Raw genomic sequence first — 19,409 nt, forward strand, 5'->3', positions numbered from 1 at the left:
CCCCCATGAACCGCGTGACGCCGCATCTCCGGCGTCCACCGCATCCTGCCCCGCGAACGTGACGATCGCGATCGCCCCTCTCGGTGGGGCAGGACGGAGGGGAATATAATCAAGGCAGGGATATTGTCAACGGGAATAGGAAAAAATGTTGGGTGCTGTCTTGCCGCCCCAAGCTCGTCATTCCGGGGCGGGACCGACGCCGGAGGCGACGGGACCGAACCCGGAATCTCAACGTTGGAGTCTCCGTCGAGCCAAGCACTCCGGGATTCCGGGTTCGCACTTCAGCGGCTCCGCCGCTTCCGTGCGCCCCGGAATGACGAGCCAAGACAACGCCTGAAATGGCGAGTGTGGAGCAAGGCGCGCCGGGAAATGCCAGAGCCCGACCGCCCCTACCCCCCGATCAGCGCCAGCCACTCATCTTCCGTGAGCACCGCGACGCCGAGATCGCGCGCCTTGGTGAGCTTCGAGCCTGCATCCTCGCCGGCCACCACATAGTCCGTCTTCTTCGACACCGAGCCTGCCACCTTGGCACCGAGACGCTCGGCACCCGCCTTCGCCTCATCACGCGTGAACTTGGTCAGTGAGCCCGTGAACACCACGGTCTTGCCGGCCACCGGCGTATCGGTCTTGGCCTGTGCAACATCGAGCACCTCGATCTCGCTCAGCAACTCGTCGAGCGCCTTCACGTTACGTTTCTCGGCGAAGAACTCGACCACCGCATCGGCGACGATTTCACCGACGCCGTCGATGGCGTTGAGATCGGCATAGGCTTCAGACGTATTCTCCTCAGCGCCCTGCCCCGCAGCAGCCGCAAGCATCGCCTCGCGAAACGCAGCAAACGAACCGTAGTGTCGCGCCAGCAGCTTGGCATTGCCTTCGCCGATATGGCGGATGCCGAGCGCGAAGATCAGGCGATTGAGTTCGATCTTGCGGCGGTCATCGATGGCGGCAAACAGGTTGCGCACCGAGGTCTCGCCGTAACCTTCTCGGTCGCGCAACTTCTTGTTGGAGCGCTCATCACGCTTGGCGAGCGTAAAGATATCGACGGGATGCATGATGATGCCTTCGTCGTAGAACTCCTGGATCTGCTTGTCGCCGAGCCCATCGATGTCGAAGGCCAGCCGCGAGACGAAATGCTTGAGCTTCTCGACTGCCTGCGCCGGGCAGACCAGCGCGCCGGTGCAACGCGTGACGACTTCGTCATTCTCGCGGATCGCATGGCTGCCGCAGACCGGACACTTGGTGGGAAATTCATACGGCTTTGCGCTCTTCGGGCGCTTGTCGAGGACAACATTGACGACCTGCGGGATGACATCGCCGGCGCGCTGCACGATGACCGTGTCGCCTTCGCGGATATCGACGCCGTCGCGTAGCGGCTGGCCGTCATTGCCAATGCCGGCGATATAGTCCGCATTGTGCAGCGTTGCATTCGACACCACGACACCGCCCACAGTGATCGGCGTCAGCCGCGCCACCGGCGTCAGCGCACCGGTGCGGCCGACCTGGATGTCGATCTTCTCCAGCACCGTGGTCGCCTGCTCGGCCGCAAATTTGTGCGCGATCGCCCAGCGCGGCGCGCGGCCGGCAAAACCCAATCGCGCCTGCCAGTCGATGCGGTCGACCTTGTAGACGACGCCGTCGATATCATAGCCGAGCTTCGCCCTGATCTCGCCGATGCGGCGGTAGAAGGCGAGCGCATCGTCGACACTCTTGCAGAGCGTGATCTCGGGATTGACCGTGAAGCCGGCCTTGTCCAGCCACGCGATCATCGCGTGCTGGGTCGGCTCCGGCATCGGATAGTCCGACATCTCGCCCCAGGCATAGGCGAAGAACTTCAGCGGACGTGACGCAGTGATCGCCACGTCCTTCTGGCGCAGCGAGCCGGCAGCGGAATTTCTGGGATTGGCAAAGACGGTATCGCCAGCCTCTTCCTGCTTCTTGTTGAGCGCAAGGAAGTCGCTCTTCAGCATATAGACCTCGCCGCGCAGCTCGCAGGCGGCAGGGATGTGCTTGCCTTTCAGCTTCTCGGGAATGTCCTTGATGGTGCGGACATTCGCAGTGACATCCTCGCCGGTGAAGCCGTCGCCCCGCGTGGCGGCGCGGATCAGTTCGCCATTCTCGTAGCGCAGCGACAGCGACAAACCGTCGATCTTCGGCTCGGCGACGATGGCGGGGATTTCATCGAGCTTGAGGAAGCGCTGGATGCGCTCGACGAATTCCGTCACTTCCTCATCGCTGAACGCATTGCCCAGCGACAGCATCGGCACCACATGCTGCACCTTGGCAAAGCCGCGCGCGGGCGCTGCGCCGACCGTCTGTGTCGGCGACGCGCCGGTGACGAGATCGGGGAATTTGGCTTCGATCGCCTCGACCCGGCGACGCAGCGCGTCGTATTCCGCATCCGACACCGTCGGTGCGTCGTCCTGATAGTAGCGCTTGTTGTGCGCTTCCATCTCCAGCGACAGCCGCATCAGCTCGATCTTCGCTTTGGGCTTCGTGAGCGTGGAGATGTCGGGGGAAGTGATTTTTGATGTCTTCGCCATGGCCCAGAATAACGTGTTGCACAGGCTCCAACAACGGCCTGCCCCATGCCGTCATTCCGGGGCGCTCGCCACTTGGCGGGCGAACCCGGAATCCCGTCATGTTCTGCTCTTACACGATCGAATCGTACAGATCATGCCATTCGGGATTGCTCACCTCGATCAGTGCGACCTTCCAGGCGCGTCGCCATTTCTTGAGTTCCTTTTCTCGGCTGATCGCAGTCAGAGGATCGTCGTACACTTCGAACCAGACGAGCAAGGGAAACATTGTAGCGCGAGATGAAGCTTTTCACCGGGCTCGTTTTGTGTTCGTAGACGCGCCGGACGAGATCGTTGGTGATGCCGATATACAGCACGCCGTTCTTCTTCGAAGCGAGCATGTAGACGTAATAGGGCATGACCGGCGCCGTCGTTTGGCGAAGTGGTGCAGAACATGACGGGATTCCGGGTTCGCTCGCCAACAGGCGAGCGCCCCGGAATGACAGCTTGAGGCACGACAACGCGCGCTTACGGCTTACGCCGCGCCCTTGAGCAGCCGCTCCGCCGCGGCCCGCGCTTCGGCGGTGATCTCCGCGCCGGCGAGCATCCGCGCGATTTCCTCGCGGCGATGATCCTCGGCCAGCGTGTTGACGCGCGTCGCCACGCGCTTGCCCTTGTCGAGGGCATCCTTGGAGATCAGCAGATGCTGGTCGGCCCGAGCCGCCACCTGCGGGGCGTGGGTGACGGCCATCACCTGGACCTTGCCGGCGAGCCGCGCCAGGCGGGCGCCGATGGCGTCGGCCACCGCGCCGCCGACTCCAGTGTCGATTTCGTCGAACACCAAGGTCGGCGCGGAGCCCTTGTCGGAGAGCACAACTTTCAGCGCCAGCAGGAAGCGCGAGAGTTCGCCGCCGGAGGCGACCTTCATCATCGGGCCAGGACGGGTGCCGGGATTGGTCTGAACCCAGAATTCGACGCGGTCGATGCCGTGCGGACCCGGCGTCGCGGCATCGCTGTCGACCTGGGTGATGAACTTCGCACGTTCGAGCTTGAGCGGGCCGAGCTCGGCGATGACGGCTTTGTTGAGCTTCTCGGCGGACTTGATGCGCGCGGCCGAAAGCTTGGTCGCCGCAGCGCTGTACTTCTTGTCGGCCTCGGAGGCCGCGGTCTCCAGACCCTTGAGCTGGCCGGCGCCGGCATCGATGGTGGCGACATCGGCAAAGTATTTCGCGGCCAGCGCGGCGAGCCCGTCGACCGGTGTCGAATATTTTCGCGCGGCGCCGCGCAGCGCGAACAGCCGTTCCTCGATGCGCTCGAGTTCCGCGGGATCGAAATCGGCGGCGATGAGCGCGGCGCTGAGATGCTGGTCGGCTTCTTCCAGCGCATTGATGGCGACGTCGATCGCTTTCACCGCGGGCTCGACCAGCGACGGCGATGAACCGGCGCGGCGCTCCAGCCGGCGCACGGCGGCGGCCAGCGACGAGATCGGCGAATGATGGCCGGACACAGCCTCCTGAGCCTCGCGCAGATCCGCCGCGATCTTCTCGCCCTGCATCATGCCGGTGCGGCGCTCCGCAAGCTTGCTCTCCTCGCCGTCCTTCGGATTGAGCTTCTTCAGCTCGTCCGCAGCGTGGCGCAGATAATCGGCATCGCGGGCAGCGCGCTCCATATTGGCGCGATGGGTCTCCAGCGCCGCATAAGCGGTCTTGCGGGCGTCCCAGAGTGTCTCCAGCGCAGTGACGTCCTTCTCCAGCCCGGCGAAGGCGTCGAGCAGCCGGCGATGGGTGGCGGCGTCCACCAGGGCGCGCTCGTCGTGCTGGCCGTGGATCTCGACCAAAGCGGCGCCGACCGCCTTCATGGTCTGCACAGAGATCGCCTGATCGTTGATGAAGGCACGGGTGCGACCATCGGCGAGCTGCACGCGGCGCAGAATCATCTCGCCGGAATCGTCGTCGAAACCGTTGTCCTTGAGAATCGTCAGCGCCGGGTGGCCCTTGGCCAGGTCGAACACGGCCGTCACCTGGCCCTGCTCGACGCCGTGGCGCACGAGGCCGGCATCGCCGCGGCCGCCGAGCGCCAGCGCGAAAGCATCGAGAAGAATGGATTTGCCGGCGCCGGTTTCACCGGTCAGCACAGCAAGACCGCGGGAAAACTCGATATCGAGCCGTTCGATCAGGACGATGTCACGGATCGACAGACGGGCCAGCATGGGAGGTCAGTTCCTAACCGAGGCCAAATCTCTTGAAGGCCTTGCTCAGGTAAGACCCCTTGTTCTCGCTCGGCTCGAGACCGCCGGACTTTACAAGATTGTAGGCGTCTTTGTACCACTTGCTGTCAGGAAAGTTGTGGCCAAGCACGGCGGCAGCGGTCTGCGCCTCGCCGACCACGCCGATCGCCATATACGCCTCGGTCAGGCGCATCAGCGCCTCCTCGACGTGACGCGTGGTCTGATACTGTGTCACGACGGTCTTGAAGCGGTTGATGGCGCCGGTGTAGTTGCGCTTGTCGAGATTGTAGCGGCCGATTTCCATTTCCTTGCCGGCGATCTGGTCACGTGCGCCTTCCAGCTTCTTCTTGGCCGAGGTCGCATATTCCGAGGTCGGATATTTGCGGACCACTTCCTCGAGCGCAGCCATCGCCTTTTCGGTGCGGCCCTGATCGCGCGAGATGTCCGGGATCTGGTCGTAATGCGAGGCGGCGATCAGATACTGCGCATAGGCCGCGTCGGGGCTGCCGGGATGCAGGGTGACATAGCGCGTGGCCGAGCCGATGCAGGTGTCGTAGTCGGCGGATTCGTAAGCCGCATAGGCCGACATCAGCAGCGACTTGCGCGCCCATTCCGAATACGGATGCTGACGATCGACTTCCTCGAATTTCTTCGCGGCGGCCTTCGGATCCTTGTTCTGGTTCATGAGGTACAAGCCCTCATTGTAGAGCTTGTCGGCTGGCTCCTCGACGAAGGTGTCGTCCTTGGTGCCGAACTTGTCCCAGATCGCGCCGGTGCCGCAGCCGCTCAGCGGCACGGCCAGCACGATGAGGCCTGCGGCGAACCGCGCCTGGCGGCCGAAACGGGTGAACAGTGAACCGCTGGATTCGAGCGTAATGCGCTGTGCCGACATATATCTGAGACCTGACGCCTTCATGCGGTGTCTGCGCGGTACGCGCACAATCACGGACCAACCGGATACGCGCCCGCAGCTTCGCTTGACCGCGTGCTCTATCTACCCGAATGACATCCGTTAACCAACCGGATACGGAGCCATTTCGCCCGGATTAAGGCGAAGGATGTGGAGATACAGGCGGTTATGGTTACCGGGGATGTCCCGGCAACAAATGACATTCGCTCCAGCAATAACGGCAAACACCTGAACTCTCGCCAAACGGGCAGTTCATGATCTATTTTACCTCTGGGAGAACATCCACAGGCACCTGTTCCCATGAGTGTGGTCAAAAACGAAACCATCAAGCTGATCGCGAATTGGTGCAATGCCGCATCGGTAACGCTGGGCGGCACGGGTGTCGTGGTTCCTATCCTGTCGCGATATTTTCACTTCGGACCCCAGGCGCAAAACGCTGATGGATTGTGGGGCCTCATTCTCCTTTGCGGAGCGCTTTGCGTCGGCTTACATTTGCTCGGACAGCTAGTCTTGGGAGGGCTTGATGAACAGCCTTGAAATTCTACCCTACGCGGCTCCCGTGTTATTCGCGGCCGCCGTTTCTATAACGGCTTGGCTGAGCTATCGACGGATCACCCACAAATATCCGACCATCACGGCAGAACAGCCGCGCAACTACAAACCACCGAAGCTCAACGATTCGAAGCGACCGGCTTAAGACGACGGATGCTCAGAATATCGGGATGAGGTACGCTCCAACGCTCAGCGTCAGGAGCTGACAATCTTCAGCAGTCGATCTCAGGAAACGTCCGGGCCGAAGGCCGGGGCGATCATGCCGCCAAGCATGCCCGAGGTGACATCGGCGCTGGCGCGGCCGCGGCGGACAGGGACGGCATCGGCTTCGACGATCTTCCAGGCCGAACGATCGGCCATCAGGGCGCAGAGAACGGCATTGTTGAGCTTGTGGCCGCCGCGCACCGAGCGGTAGGCGCCGAGGATCGGCAGACCGGCCAGCGCGAGGTCGCCGACGGCGTCCAGCACCTTGTGGCGGGCGCATTCATCGCTATAGCGCAGGCCTTCGGTGTTGAGCAGCTTGTCATCGTCGAACACGACGGAATTCTCGAAGGACGCGCCGAGCGCGAAACCGGCGCTCCAGAGGCGGGCCACGTCGTTCATGCAACCGAAGGTGCGTGCACGGGCGATATCGCGGCGGAAGGATTCGGGATTGAGGTCGAGCACGTAGCTCTGGCGGCCAATCACCGGATTGGCGAAGCTGATTTCGACTTCAGCGCGGAAGCCCGCAGCGTGAGGGCGGATTTCGCCGAACGAGTCACCGATGGCAACCTGCACGGGTTTGAGAACCTGAATGAAGCGGCGACGGGCGCCCTGCTCCACAACGCCGGCCTGATCGATGGCGGCGACGAAGGCGGCTGCGGAGCCGTCCATGATCGGCACTTCCGGTCCATCGACTTCGATGGTGGCGTTGTCGATGCCCATGCCGCGCAGCGCAGCAAGAACATGTTCGGCGGTGGAAACGATTGGGCCTTCACGATCGCCGAGCACGGTGGCAAACTCGGTGGCGATAACGGATTTGGCGTCGGCCTGGATTTCGCGATCAGCACCTTCAAGACCGGTGCGCACAAAAATATAACCTGCATCGACGGGCGCAGGTCCAAGCGTGAGACTGACAGGCTTTCCGGAATGGACGCCGACACCGGTAACGGTGGCTTGCGATCCAAGCGTTGTCTGTCGGCTGAAAGTCATAAGGTACCCACCCAAGTAGCCTCTCGTCATGAGAGGGACTCTCTCAGTCGAACCTTGCGGCCTCCTGAGTCCCCGAGTCGCAGTCACATTAACCCCTGCCACAAAGTGCGCCAACTCACGCTTTTTTACCGATTGTTACCCCACCTTTGCCGCAATCAGGCCAGGGGTTAACCAAAATTTCTGCCGGTTCCACGTCCGTTTCGAGCCTTGGCAGAGCGTGACGGTAAAGATTAATGACTTACTATCAATAGGTTAAGAAATCCTGCCGCTTTTGGGCACCCGTCGCAAACGAAAGCCCCGGCTGATCCAGCCGGGGCTTCTGTCGTCGTCACGATTGTAACAAATGTCAGCTTGTCTGGCGGCGCAGGAAGGCCGGGATATCCAGATGATCGTCGCCCTGTGGCGCCGGCGCAACAGGCGCAGGGCGACCATGCGAATCGAGACCCTGGGGTGCCGGACGACGGGCGTATTCGGACACCGGCGGCTCGTTGCCCATCTGCTGGGCGACGCTGCGCTGTGGCTTACGCTCGGGCAGCGGCGGCATCGGAGCCATCGGCGGGGCCGACGGACGACCGGAGACCGGCGCTTCCGTTTCCTCGTCGCGGCGACCGAGACCGACATTGGCCAGACGCTGCAGCAGCGACAGGCGAGCCTTCTGCGGTTCCTCTTCCGATTCGCCACGTGCCTGACGGATCTCATTCTGGGCCGGCATCGGCAGTTCTTCGAATTTCGGCATCCGCGGAGCGCGCAGCGGAGCACGTTCGGCCGATGGCGGAATGAACTGTTCGGGGATCGGCGCTTCGACAGGGGCTTCCTGGCGCGGCGCTTCCGGGAACAGCGAGGGCTTCTGCGCGATCGGACGTACCATCACGTCGCCATACTGCTGCGGCGCAGCGGCTTCCGGAGCCACGGCAGCGGCGATCGCGGCGAGCGCGGCACGCTCATGGCTGGTCGCCGGGGCGCGGGGCGCGGCAGCGGGCGCCGGAGCGCCGGCAGACTTGGCAGCCGCTGCGGCAGCGAGACGCTGGTTGTCCGCGCGGAGACGCGCGGTCAGATCGGCCAGACGGGCATCCGGAGCGCCGTTGCCAGCAGGAGCAGCAACGGCCGAGGTCACGGGGGTGACCGGAGCCGAGGAATTGCGGGCCAGCATGGCCTGCTCGATGCCGGTGGCGACAACCGACACGCGGATCACGCCGTCGAGGCTCTCGTCGAAGGTGGCGCCGACAATGATGTTGGCGTCGGCATCGACTTCTTCGCGAATACGGGTCGCGGCTTCGTCGACTTCGAACAGGGTCAGGTCCTTGCCGCCGGTGATCGAGATCAGCAGGCCGCGGGCACCCTTCATCGAGCTATCGTCGATCAGCGGGTTGGCGATCGCAGCTTCAGCGGCAGTCAGCGCGCGCTTCTCACCGGTGGCTTCGCCGGTGCCCATCATCGCCTTGCCCATCTCCTTCATGACTGCGCGCACGTCGGCAAAGTCGAGGTTGATGAGGCCTTCCTTGACCATCAGGTCGGTGATGCAGGCAACGCCCGAGTAGAGCACCTGGTCGGCCATCGCGAAGGCGTCGGCGAAGGTGGTCTTCTCGTTGGCGACCCGGAACAGGTTCTGGTTCGGGATGATCAGCAGCGTGTCGACCACCTTGTGGAGCTCGGCAATGCCGGCTTCGGCCGTGCGCATGCGGCGCTGGCCTTCGAAGTGGAACGGCTTGGTGATCACGCCGACGGTGAGGATGCCCATGTCGCGCGCGGTCTTGGCGATGACGGGCGCTGCACCGGTGCCGGTGCCGCCGCCCATGCCGGCGGTGACGAACACCATGTTGGCGCCGGTCAGGTGATCACGGATTTCGTCGATGACTTCCTGCGCGGCGGCAGCGCCAACGTCAGGCTGTGAACCGGCGCCGAGGCCCTGGGTGACCTGCGTGCCCATCTGCACGATGCGCTGGGCCTTCGACATAGTCAGCGCCTGCGCATCCGTATTGGCGACGACGAAATCGACGCCCTGCAGACCGGCGGTGATCATGTTGTTGACGGCGTTGCCGCCAGCGCCACCGACACCGAACACGGTAATGCGGGGCTTCAGCTCGCTGATATCAGGAACGTTGAGATTGATGGTCATGAGGTTGCCTCTCGATTACGCGCGCGTTGTGTGGTCATGCCATTGGCCGGTGGCCGATGGCGTCGGAGATGGAAAAAACACTGGCCGGAAAAATTTCATCAGAAGCCCTCTCGAAGCCATCGTCCGACCTTTCCGAAATAACCGTCACTGGTCCCTGTCTTGAGCTGCCGCGTATGCCGCGGTTCGACATGTTCAAGATGAGCGAATTGCGGATAGACCAGCAGGCCCGACGGCACCGCGAACGAAGCGCTCTTGGCTTCATTGGGCAGTCGGCCGAAGCCGAGTGGTCGTGCAATGCGAACGGACCGTCCGAGAATCTGGCTGCCGAGTTCGGCAAGGCCCGTGAGCTGCGACGCGCCGCCTGACAGCACCACGCGTGCGCGCGGTTCTGCAGCGAAGGGCGAATCCGCCAACCGGTCCCTGACCATTTCAAAAATCTCCTCGGCACGCTGACGCACGATGTTCGCGATCGTGGCGCGGGATACGACCTGCGGAAAATCGCGATCGTTATCACCAGCCGTCGGCACGTTCATGAGTTCGCGCGCATCGGAGCCACCCGTCAGCACCGTGCCATATAACGTCTTGATTCGCTCGGCATCCGCGATGCAAGCACCGAGTCCGCGCGCGAGATCCATGGTGATGTGTTGCCCGCCGACCGCAAATCCCGACGCGTGCACGAAGCGTCCGCCGGAATAGGTCGCGATCGTTGTCGTACCTGCGCCCATCTCGACGACCGCAGCGCCGAGATCGGTCTCGTCATCGGTGAGAACAGAGAGACCTGCGACATAGGGCGCCGCAGCCATGGCTTCGACATTGAGATGGCAGCGCTCGACGACCAGCATCAGGTTACGCGCGACCGTCGCGTCCGCAGTGACGACATTCATATCGACGCCGAATTGCGAGGCGACCATGCCCTTGGGATCGCGAATGCCCTTCACGCCATCGAGTGAATAGCCGACCGGCAATGCATGGAGCACCGTGCGGCCCGGCGGCGTCGCGTGGCGCATGCCGGTCGAGGTGACACGTGCGATATCGGACGCCGTGACGGCGCCGCCCTTGATATCGGCTGACGCTTCAATCAGTTGGCCCTGCAGGCGACCGGCCGACACCGACAGCAAAACGGATTCGACGCGAACCTTGGCCATACGTTCGGCCAGCGCCACCGCCTGACGGACGGCCTGCTCGGCCTCGCCCATATCGACGATCGCACCGGACTTGACGCCGCGCGACTGGATCTGGCTGTAGCCGATCAGCTCAACCGCATGGCTGCGGCCACGCAGGGCTTCGTTCGGCGCGGATGGCCGCAGACGCGCGATCATGCACGCGATCTTGCTGGTGCCGACGTCCAGCGACGCCACCAGCGCGGTGCGGTTGGCCGCCATCTGACGCGTTTTCGGCGCCTGGTTGCGATCGAGACCGGTCATGCCGCGCCAGCCTTCTTCTTGGACTTGTCTTGTGCCTTGAACAGATCTTCGCGCGCCTTCGCGGCGTCTTCCGACAGCCGCACGGTCAGCCGATCCGACAGCCGCATATCGATGGCGACGATGTCGCGCGAGAACAGGCGATCTTCCTTGTCGAGCTTGCTGAGCATGGCCAGCGCGTTGCCGACGTCGATTTCCGGGAGGCGAATGTCGAGGCCATCCTTCAGGCGGAGATTCCAGCGGCGCTCGCCGACGAAGATCGCGGCCTTGGTGACCGAGCGCACTTGCGGATAGCGATCCAGCAGCGCGAGGAAATCCCTGGCGTTGCTGTCGGCGCCCTTGCCCACCACCAGCGGCAGCGACATGAAGCGGCGCGACACGTAGTTTTCGAGAACGGCACCGTCATCGGCGATCACCGAGAGACGACCGTCCTCCTGCCACAGCGCAAAGGCCGTGCGCTCGGTGACATCGATCTGCAGACGGTTCGGATACAGCTTCAGCACATTGGCGTCGGCGATCCACGGATTGGCCTTGAGCTTGTCGCGGACAGCCGCGGCATCGAGGAAGAACAGCGAGGAGCGACCATTGACGCCGCCGATGGCCAGGATCTCGTCCTGGGTCAGCTGCTTGCGGCCGTTGAGAATGACGGAGGCAATGCGGAAGCCGGCGGCATTGGCCGCAGCGTTGCGCGCATCGCTAAAAGCTTCGACCATTTCGTCGACGTGATTGCCCTTGACCACGCCAAGCGCGAGGCTGCCCGTCAGCATCAACACTGTGGCCGCAATTCCGACGCGGCGCGGCGCGTAACGCTCAAGCGTCGCGATGAAGCGATTGGAACTCTGTTCGCGGACGGCAGGCTTGGCGGCGCGAAAACGGGCCCAGAAGCGGGCGAGCGGGCTCAGCTGCTCACGCAGCAGAATGCCTGCCCCAAGGGCAGCCATTTTAAGATCAGCTTGGGGCCTCAAGGGTCGCACCGACCGAGAGAGGCGTCCTCCACCATCCATACCACGAGCTCGTCACAGGTTACGTCCGCATTGGCGCGGGACTTGAGGCGCGAGTGACGTCTCGGTCCTGCCGGGATGGATTCAAGCCTTTGAAAAAGGCCGGTTTTCCATCGATACGCGTCGTCACGGAGTCCCCGCAAAGCTCACGCCTCGGCAGCCAAGCGCACACGCGCCGCCAGCGTTAACCTTCGGCCTTCCTGGTAAACAAAGTGTAAAGGGGATGGGCGCAGAGCGCGATTTGATGCGGCTGTGGAAGACTTTAGCCGAGGTGTGGCTGACGTGCCCGAGGGAACTGCGGCGGCTTCATGGCTGGCATCGCCGGGTTGCCGGAATTAACGCGGGGATCGGGTGGTGCGGCGGTGAATCGCTGGTGCGCTCCCTCGCCCCGCTCTTGCGGGGAGAGGGCTGGGGTGAGGGGCGCTTCGATCTGCAAACGCCAGCGATGAGGATAGCACGGTGCGCTGCCCCTCACCCGCCGCGAAGACGCGGCGACCTCTCCCCGCACAGAGCGGGGAGAGGTTAAAAGCCGCCTGCCCGTTTCACCGCGAGCTCGATCTGGCCGTTCAGGAAATCGACGAAACTGATCCCCTGCGCGTTCAGCGCCTTGGGATAGAGCGAGGCCTTGGTCAGGCCCGGAAGCGTGTTGGTCTCCAGATAGACTGGGCCTTTGGCCGACACGATGAAGTCCGACCGCGAATAGCCGCGGCACGACATGGCGCGGTGCGCCTTCACCGCGAAATCCATGATCGCCGCGGAAACCTCCGGCGTGAAACGCCCGGGGCAGATCTCCTGCGTCGATTTGGCGAGATACTTCGCCTCATAGTCGAAACCGCCATCAGCCGGGATGATTTCGATCGGCGGCAATGCGATCAGCGAGCCATCGGCCTGTTCGAGCACGGCGCAGGTCGCCTCGACGCCGGCGACGAACGGCTCAATCACATAGTCCTCGGTCTTGGCCGCATTGCGCACAGCAACGAGATCCTGCTTCGCATTGACGAACATCAGGCCGTAGCTCGATCCATCGCGCGCAGGCTTGGCGATCAGCTTGCCGTATTCGGCGAGTGCCGCTTCCATGTCGTTCAATGCGACACCCGCCGCGATGGGCACGCCTGCGATGGCCGCGAAACGCTTGGCGCCGACCTTGTCGAAAGACAGATTGGATGACGCCGAACCGGAACCGGTGAACGGGATGCCGCGCATTTCGCACATCACCTGCAACTCGCCATTCTCCGCAGCGCCGCCATGCATGCCGAGCACCAGCACACGGTTCTCGGCTTGGGCCTTGTCGAGCGCCTGCGTCAGCACGCCGATGCTGCTGCCACCGGGCTTGAACGGATCCTCGAACGGACGATCATGGGAGAGCAGCGCCGTGCCCGACGTCTCGTAGACGCGGTCATCGGCATCCCAGAACCAGAGATCCGCATCGGGCAACGCGCTGTGCAGGGCCTGTGCGGAGGCCACCGACACCAGACGCTCCTTGTTCAGGCCACCAAACATGATGGTGATCCGCTGAGGTCTCGCCTGCTCCGTCATCGTGTCGTCTCCGAACCCATCCGCGAATCGCGCCGCCGCCGACAAGGCAATAGCATCACGCTAGCCGAGTCATATAATGCCTTGTCGGGGGCGGTTTTGCGAGCCCGCCCCGCGGTGACATGGAAGCGACCTGATGATCAGAGCCTGGCTCGAACTCTCTACCTTCGGCATCTTCGCGACGCTGGGCACCATCTATTACGGAGTCGCACTGATCCTCGTGGGGCTGACATCCAGCCGGCTGCTGTCGATGCGGCTGAAGTCCATCCACGGCATCGTCGCGCCCTTCTTTTCCTCGGTGGCCATCCTGTTCGGCCTGCTCACGGGCTTCCTTGCCAGCGACGTCGGCGACCGCAACCGCCAGGCCGTCCGCGCCGTTCAGATCGAGGCCGGCGAGTTGCGCAACATCCATACGCTGAGCGTGGCATCGGTCACCGACATGTCCAACATACGCGCCGCGCTGAAGGCCTATGTGACATCGGAAGTAACGGAGGAATGGCCGGCAATGCTCCTCGGCCTGAAGTCGCCGCGCACCGATGTGGCCTATGACAGCCTGCTGCGCGAAATCAGCGATCCCGCGATCACGCGCGACGCCAGCAACACAGTGCATGGGGCGCTGATGGGCGCCTCGATCCGCGCCGGGACCGCGCGCAATGACCGGCTCAGCCTGTCGACCGACCACACCAATGATCTGAAATGGACGTCGGTCCTGTTGCTCGGGCTGATCACGCAACTGGCGCTGGCGCTGGTGCATCTGGAACGTCCGCGGGCCATGCTCGCGGCGCTCACGGTGTTCGCCAGCGGCGCCATCGTCGCGCTCGGCATTATCGCGCTGCAGGAGCATCCGTTCGACGGCGCCTTCCGCGTCGCCCCTGCGCCACTGGAAAATCTGCTGAGCATCAGCGAGGCCGGACCGGCGTCGGCACTACCGCCACCGCCGAAATAGCAGCCAAAGCGTTTCCGAGCGAAGTGGTGCCGGTTCGCGTCAAGGAAACGTATCAGACAAATAGTATTACGGCGCGACGCCGATGCGCTTAATTTCCCAGTGCAGGTCGATGCCCGACTGCGCCAGCACGCGCGCACGCACGGTCTCGCCGAGCGTTTCGATATCGCTCGCTGTGGCATCGCCGGTGTTGATCAGGAAATTACAGTGCATCTCCGACACCTGCGCGCCGCCGACGCGCAGCCCGCGACATCCCGCGGCATCGACCAGCTTCCAGGCCGAGTGCCCCGGCGGATTCTTGAAGGTGGAGCCACCGGTCTTCTCACGGATTGGCTGCGCCGTCTCGCGATGCGCCTGCACCTCGTCCATCCGCGCGCGAATGGCTGAGGGCTCCGTCACAGCTCCGCGGAATTTCGCTGACGTGAAAATGATCGACGGTGAGACACCGGAATTGCGATAGACGAATTGCATGCCGGCATTGTCGAAGACGTGCTTCGTGCCATCGCGGCCGATGCCTGTGGCCTCAGACAGCACATCCTTGGTCTCGTCGCCATTGGCGCCGGCATTCATCCGCAGCGCGCCGCCGATGGAGCCGGGAATGCCGAAGTAGAATTCCAGTCCGCCGATATTCGCCGCTGCCGCCGTCTCTGCCACGCGCTTGTCGAGCGCAGCCGTGCCGGCGCTGACAATGTCGCCATCGGCTGACGTTGCGCCGAAGCCGCGCGGGCTCAGGCGAATGACGACGCCGTTGAGCCCGCCATCGCGCACGATGAGATTGGAGCCGACGCCGACGACAGTGACCGGGATCTCGCTAGGCAGCTTCGAGAGGAAGTAAGCGAGGTCGTCTTCATCGGCTGGCGTGAACAACACCTGCGCGGGACCGCCGACGCGAAACCATGTCAGCGGCGCGAGGGATTCGTTGGCGAGCAGACGCCCGCGCAGATCGGGCATCGCAGATGTGAGATCGGGGGTGATGTCGGGGAAGGTCATAGCGTGTTTTGCACGGTGCGAAATGTGCACCCTCCCCCCTTGCGGGGGAGGGTGGCGCGTAGCGCCGGGAGGGGGGTAAGCCGCAGGCGCCGTCGCTCGGGGTTACCCCCCTCCCCGACCCTCCCCCGCAAGGGGGGAGGGAGCGCAGCGGCGTGTGTTGCGATGCTGATATCAAACATCAACAATCCCTACCCCAGCGCCTTCAATTCGCCGGGCAATGCATAAGCCCACTGCGTGATGTTGCCTGCACCCAAGCACACCACCGTATCGCCGCTCTTAGCAACACCCGCGACAAGACCCGCAAGCGCCGCAGACTCCTGCAGCGGGATCACCTCGCGATGGCCGTGGGCGCGCAGGCCGAGCACGAAATTGTCGCGGTCGATGCCCTCGATCGGTGCTTCGCCGGCGGGATAGACGTCGGCGACGATCACGGTGTCGGCGTCGTTGAAGCAGGTGCAGAATTCCTCGAACAGCGACTGCAGGCGCGTGTAGCGATGCGGCTGCACCACGGCGATTACCTTGCCTGCGGTGCTCTCACGCGCGGCGCGCAGCACGGCGGAAATCTCCACGGGATGATGGCCGTAATCGTCGATAATGGTGACGCCGTTCCACTCGCCGGTCTTGGTGAAGCGGCGCTTGACACCGCCGAAGCCGGCGATGGCCTTGCGGATTGCCTCATCGGACATGCCGAGTTCATGCGCGACGGCAATCGCAGCCGTGGCATTGAGTGCGTTGTGACGACCCGGCATCGGCAGCAGAAGATTATCGATCTCATGCGCAGTGCCGGCCTTGCGATCGCGGAACGCGACCTTGAAGCTTGAGCCGCCATTGGCGGGCTTCAGATCGACCAGCCGCGCATCGGCCTGCGGATTCTGTCCGTAAGTGATGATGCGGCGATCCTCGATCTTGCCGACGATGCTCTGCACCACGGGGTGATCGATGCACATCACGGCGAAGCCGTAGAACGGCACGTTCTCGACAAAGTGGCGGAACGCATCCTGCACGGCATCGAAGGTCTTGAAGTGATCGAGATGTTCGGGATCGACATTGGTGACGATGGCGACATCGGCCGGCAGTTTCAGGAAGGTGCCGTCGCTCTCGTCGGCTTCGACGACCATCCACTCGCCCGCGCCAAGGCGCGCATTGGTGCCATAGGCATTGATGATGCCACCATTGATGACGGTGGGATCGAGTTCGCCGGCATCAAGCAATGCGGCTACCATCGAGGTCGTGGTGGTCTTGCCATGGGTGCCGGCGATCGCGACACAGGACTTGAGGCGCATCAATTCGGCGAGCATCTCGGCGCGGCGGACGACGGGAATCCGCTGGGCGCGCGCGGCCATCAGTTCCGGATTGTCGCGCTTGATCGCGGTCGAGACCACGAGCACGTCGGCGCCCGACACGTTATCGGCCTTGTGACCGACATGGATGGTGATGCCCTTCTCGCGCAGACGATTGACGTTGGCGCTTTCGGAGGCGTCCGAGCCCTGCACGGTGTAACCGAGATTGCACAGCACCTCGGCGATGCCGCTCATGCCGATGCCGCCGATACCGACAAAGTGAATAGGTCCGATTTCGCGCGGCAGTCTCATGGGGCGTCTCTATGTTCCATCATGTCCGGGCAGCGCGAAGCGAGCTTCGCTGGACGTCCGGGCATCCAAGGCTTGTCTAACAGATGACTCCTTCAAACAGACGTGGATGGCCGGGACAAGCCCGGCCATGACGAAAAAGACGGAAATTTGGCTTGCGGATCAGACGAATCCGCCACCTTCGCTGCTGCTGTGCCCTACTCTGCCGCCGCGGGAACCGCAGCCCGCCCCCGGTCGAAGCGGATTGCGCAAAGTGCCACAGCCAGCGCTGCCAGCGGCGCCAATGCAGCGACCCACGGCACCGAAGCGAGACCCCCGTGATCGATCACCGCACCGCCGAGCCAGGCGCCGATGGCGTTGCCGAGATTGAACGCCGCGATGTTGAAGCTCGAGGCGAGGCTCTGGCCAGCGCCATGGGCCTTTTCCAGCACCCACATCTGCAACGGCGGCACGGTGGCGAAGCCCACGGCGCCGAGCAGCGCCACGAATGCCACCACGGCGATCTGACTGTGAACAGCGAAGGTCATCAGGAACAACACTACCGCCAGCGCAGCGAGGCTGCCCAGCACCGTCGACAGCAGCCAGCGGTCGGCGAGCCGTCCGCCGACCAGATTGCCGACCACCAGCCCGCCACCGAACACCAGCAGGATCGGCGACACCGCGGTCTCCGAAAAGCCGGCCAGCCGGGTCAGGATCGGCGCGATGTAGGTGAACAGCGCGAACACACCAATCCAGCTCAGCACCGTAGTGAGCAGGCCAAGCAGCACCTGCGGACGCGCAAGCACCGCGAGATCCTGTTTCAGATTCGACGGCGCGGGCTTTTCCTTATCTTGCGGCACGAACAGCGCGATGATTGCGAAGGCGGCGACGCCAACGGCGGTCACGGCGAAGAAGGTCGCGCGCCAGCCAAACCCCTGCCCCAGCCAGGTACCGAATGGCACGCCGAGAATATTCGCCACGGTCAGACCGGTGAACATGATGGCGATGGCCGAGGCCTTTTTGTCCGGCGCCACCAGCGTGGTCGCCACCACGGAACCAACGCCGAAGAAGGTGCCATGCGCAAAGGCCGTGAGCACCCGCGCCGCCATCAGGCTCCAGTAGTCCGGCGCCAGGGCGCAAGCGAGATTGCCCAGCGTGAAGATGCCCATCAGCACCAGCAGCACGGTTTTGCGCGGCCAGCGACTGGTGGCGATGGTCATGATCGGCGCGCCGAGCACGACACCCAGCGCATAGCCTGAGATCAGCAGACCCGCGGCCGGGATCGACACGCCGAGGTCGCCGCCGACCTCGATCAGCAGACCCATGATGACGAATTCGGTGACGCCAATTCCGAAGGCGCCGGCGGTAAGCGCGTAGAGTGCGAGAGGCATGATCCTATCCCGTGGGTGAAGCGGGCCAATTGCCCGATGACGGGAGATGTGGACCTCCTGATATTGATGAGATAGACGTGGCATAGGCACAATATTTGTGAATTGAATTCACTCAATAGATTGAAGCCAGATGTCACGACTGGACGTCAACCGCTCCGGCGAGATGGAAGTGTTCACCCGCGTGGTCGAGCTCGGCGGTTTTTCGACCGCGGCGCGGGCCTTCCGGATGACGCCCTCGGCTGTCAGCAAGCTGGTGGCGCGGCTGGAAGCGCGGCTCGGCGTGCGGCTGATCAACCGCTCGACGCGCAAGCTGCAACTCACGCCGGAAGGCAGTGCATTCTACGAGCGCGCCTTGCGCATTCTCGACGAGATCAGCGCGGCCGAACGCGAAGCCGCCATCGGCGCCACACCGAGCGGCCTGCTGCGCGTCAATACCAGCGTGCCCTTCGGCCTGCGTCTCCTGCTGCCGCTGCTCCCCGATTTTGCGAAGCGCTATCCGGACATCAAGGTCGAGGTCGTTCTGACGGATCTCGTGGTGGATCTCCTGGAAGAGCGCGCCGATGTCGCCATTCGCGTTGGCTTGATGCGCGAGTCACGTTTGCTCGCGCGCAAACTCGGCGAGAGCCGGATGGTGGTGGTTGCCGCGCCCAGCTATCTCGCCGAGCGCGGCACGCCCAAGACGCCGGATGATCTTGCCGATCATAATCTGCTGCGCTTCGGCTTCGCCAAGTGGGAGAACGGCTGGCCTTTCAAGATCGGCGGCGAGACAATCGCCGTGATGCCGTCAGGCAATGCCCTGGTCAGCGACGGCGAAGCGATGCAGCACCTCGCCGTGGCCGGCATGGGCCTCGCGCGACTGGCGCATTTTCATGTCGAGGCCGATATCAAAGCCGGACGTCTTGTGCCGGTGCTCGAAGCGTTCAATCCCGGCGACATCGAACCGATCCACGCCGTGTTCGTCGGTCATGGCGGACAATTGCCGGCGCGGGTGCGGGCCTTCCTGGATTATCTGGTGGAGACCGTGAGGCTGTAGCGTTTCAGCACCTC

The 19,409-nt window shown here is 63.5% G+C and carries 14 protein-coding genes and 1 pseudogene; 3 read left to right on the forward strand and 12 right to left on the reverse strand.

Annotated elements, in window-relative coordinates; genetic code table 11:
- Positions 1-389: 389 nt before the first annotated feature.
- From ligA to CHC01_RS26330, 4 genes and pseudogenes are all read right to left on the reverse strand, one after another.
- Positions 390-2,543 carry an NAD-dependent DNA ligase LigA gene (gene ligA, locus CHC01_RS26315; protein WP_089267335.1) on the reverse strand — a complete coding sequence of 718 codons (2,154 nt, stop codon included), beginning with the start codon at positions 2,541-2,543 and terminating at the stop codon, positions 390-392.
- A gap of 109 nt (positions 2,544-2,652) precedes the next feature.
- Positions 2,653-2,938, reverse strand: a pseudogene (locus CHC01_RS26320) (GIY-YIG nuclease family protein).
- Positions 2,939-3,054: 116 nt separating this feature from the next.
- Entirely contained in the window at positions 3,055-4,728 is a 1,674-nt protein-coding gene (recN, locus tag CHC01_RS26325; RefSeq protein WP_089267336.1) for a DNA repair protein RecN, read from the reverse strand.
- 13 nt (positions 4,729-4,741) lie between these two features.
- Positions 4,742-5,638 carry an outer membrane protein assembly factor BamD gene (locus CHC01_RS26330; RefSeq protein ID WP_089267568.1) on the reverse strand — a complete coding sequence of 299 codons (897 nt, stop codon included), beginning with the start codon at positions 5,636-5,638 and terminating at the stop codon, positions 4,742-4,744.
- A 541-nt stretch (positions 5,639-6,179) separates the two neighbouring features.
- Between CHC01_RS26330 and CHC01_RS32775 the strand changes: the two genes are divergently transcribed.
- Positions 6,180-6,353: a hypothetical protein gene (locus CHC01_RS32775; protein WP_176454716.1), complete on the forward strand. Its 174-nt coding sequence runs from the start codon at positions 6,180-6,182 to the stop codon at positions 6,351-6,353.
- 80 nt (positions 6,354-6,433) lie between these two features.
- Here CHC01_RS32775 and lpxC read toward each other — a convergent pair whose 3' ends face one another.
- From lpxC to CHC01_RS26360, 5 genes are all read right to left on the reverse strand, one after another.
- Positions 6,434-7,399, reverse strand: a complete 966-nt coding sequence (lpxC, locus tag CHC01_RS26340) for a UDP-3-O-acyl-N-acetylglucosamine deacetylase (RefSeq protein ID WP_089267338.1) — start codon at positions 7,397-7,399, stop codon at positions 6,434-6,436.
- A gap of 346 nt (positions 7,400-7,745) precedes the next feature.
- Complete coding sequence (ftsZ, locus tag CHC01_RS26345) at positions 7,746-9,515, reverse strand: cell division protein FtsZ (RefSeq protein ID WP_089267339.1); 1,770 nt, start codon at positions 9,513-9,515, stop codon at positions 7,746-7,748.
- Between the two features lie 98 nt (positions 9,516-9,613).
- Positions 9,614-10,939 carry a cell division protein FtsA gene (gene ftsA, locus CHC01_RS26350; RefSeq protein ID WP_068734085.1) on the reverse strand — a complete coding sequence of 442 codons (1,326 nt, stop codon included), beginning with the start codon at positions 10,937-10,939 and terminating at the stop codon, positions 9,614-9,616.
- On the reverse strand, positions 10,936-11,940 hold the full coding sequence (locus tag CHC01_RS26355; protein WP_089267340.1) for a cell division protein FtsQ/DivIB: 1,005 nt from the start codon (positions 11,938-11,940) through the stop codon (positions 10,936-10,938). The genes ftsA and CHC01_RS26355 overlap by 4 nt, the downstream gene beginning before the upstream one ends.
- 519 nt (positions 11,941-12,459) lie before the next feature.
- Positions 12,460-13,473, reverse strand: coding sequence for a D-alanine--D-alanine ligase family protein (locus tag CHC01_RS26360; protein WP_089267569.1), 1,014 nt, complete (start codon positions 13,471-13,473; stop codon positions 12,460-12,462).
- Positions 13,474-13,606: 133 nt separating this feature from the next.
- Here CHC01_RS26360 and CHC01_RS26365 point away from each other — a divergent pair, with 133 nt between their 5' ends.
- Positions 13,607-14,416 carry a bestrophin-like domain gene (locus tag CHC01_RS26365; protein WP_089267341.1) on the forward strand — a complete coding sequence of 270 codons (810 nt, stop codon included), beginning with the start codon at positions 13,607-13,609 and terminating at the stop codon, positions 14,414-14,416.
- Between the two features lie 66 nt (positions 14,417-14,482).
- Here CHC01_RS26365 and murB read toward each other — a convergent pair whose 3' ends face one another.
- From murB to CHC01_RS26380, 3 genes are all read right to left on the reverse strand, one after another.
- A complete protein-coding gene (gene murB / locus CHC01_RS26370; RefSeq protein ID WP_089267342.1) occupies positions 14,483-15,403 on the reverse strand; it encodes a UDP-N-acetylmuramate dehydrogenase in 921 nt (306 codons plus the stop codon).
- Positions 15,404-15,591: 188 nt separating this feature from the next.
- On the reverse strand, positions 15,592-16,995 hold the full coding sequence (murC, locus tag CHC01_RS26375; protein WP_068734093.1) for a UDP-N-acetylmuramate--L-alanine ligase: 1,404 nt from the start codon (positions 16,993-16,995) through the stop codon (positions 15,592-15,594).
- 194 nt (positions 16,996-17,189) lie between these two features.
- A complete protein-coding gene (locus CHC01_RS26380; RefSeq protein ID WP_089267343.1) occupies positions 17,190-18,362 on the reverse strand; it encodes an MFS transporter in 1,173 nt (390 codons plus the stop codon).
- Between the two features lie 130 nt (positions 18,363-18,492).
- Here CHC01_RS26380 and CHC01_RS26385 point away from each other — a divergent pair, with 130 nt between their 5' ends.
- Complete coding sequence (locus CHC01_RS26385; protein WP_089267344.1) at positions 18,493-19,395, forward strand: LysR family transcriptional regulator; 903 nt, start codon at positions 18,493-18,495, stop codon at positions 19,393-19,395.
- Positions 19,396-19,409: the final 14 nt, after the last annotated feature.

This window comes from Tardiphaga sp. OK246 (assembly GCF_900188215.1).
Taxonomy (GTDB): Bacteria; Pseudomonadota; Alphaproteobacteria; order Rhizobiales; family Xanthobacteraceae; genus Tardiphaga; species Tardiphaga robiniae.

Coding starts and splice junctions, on each gene's coding strand:
- ligA (WP_089267335.1), bottom strand. CDS start 2,543: ATGGCGAAGACATCAAAAATCACTTCCCCCGACATCTCCACGCTCACG.
- recN (WP_089267336.1), bottom strand. CDS start 4,728: ATGCTGGCCCGTCTGTCGATCCGTGACATCGTCCTGATCGAACGGCTC.
- CHC01_RS26330 (WP_089267568.1), bottom strand. CDS start 5,638: ATGTCGGCACAGCGCATTACGCTCGAATCCAGCGGTTCACTGTTCACC.
- CHC01_RS32775 (WP_176454716.1), top strand. CDS start 6,180: ATGAACAGCCTTGAAATTCTACCCTACGCGGCTCCCGTGTTATTCGCG.
- lpxC (WP_089267338.1), bottom strand. CDS start 7,399: ATGACTTTCAGCCGACAGACAACGCTTGGATCGCAAGCCACCGTTACC.
- ftsZ (WP_089267339.1), bottom strand. CDS start 9,515: ATGACCATCAATCTCAACGTTCCTGATATCAGCGAGCTGAAGCCCCGC.
- ftsA (WP_068734085.1), bottom strand. CDS start 10,939: ATGACCGGTCTCGATCGCAACCAGGCGCCGAAAACGCGTCAGATGGCG.
- CHC01_RS26355 (WP_089267340.1), bottom strand. CDS start 11,940: ATGGATGGTGGAGGACGCCTCTCTCGGTCGGTGCGACCCTTGAGGCCC.
- CHC01_RS26360 (WP_089267569.1), bottom strand. CDS start 13,473: ATGACGGAGCAGGCGAGACCTCAGCGGATCACCATCATGTTTGGTGGC.
- CHC01_RS26365 (WP_089267341.1), top strand. CDS start 13,607: ATGATCAGAGCCTGGCTCGAACTCTCTACCTTCGGCATCTTCGCGACG.
- murB (WP_089267342.1), bottom strand. CDS start 15,403: ATGACCTTCCCCGACATCACCCCCGATCTCACATCTGCGATGCCCGAT.
- murC (WP_068734093.1), bottom strand. CDS start 16,995: ATGAGACTGCCGCGCGAAATCGGACCTATTCACTTTGTCGGTATCGGC.
- CHC01_RS26380 (WP_089267343.1), bottom strand. CDS start 18,362: ATGCCTCTCGCACTCTACGCGCTTACCGCCGGCGCCTTCGGAATTGGC.
- CHC01_RS26385 (WP_089267344.1), top strand. CDS start 18,493: ATGTCACGACTGGACGTCAACCGCTCCGGCGAGATGGAAGTGTTCACC.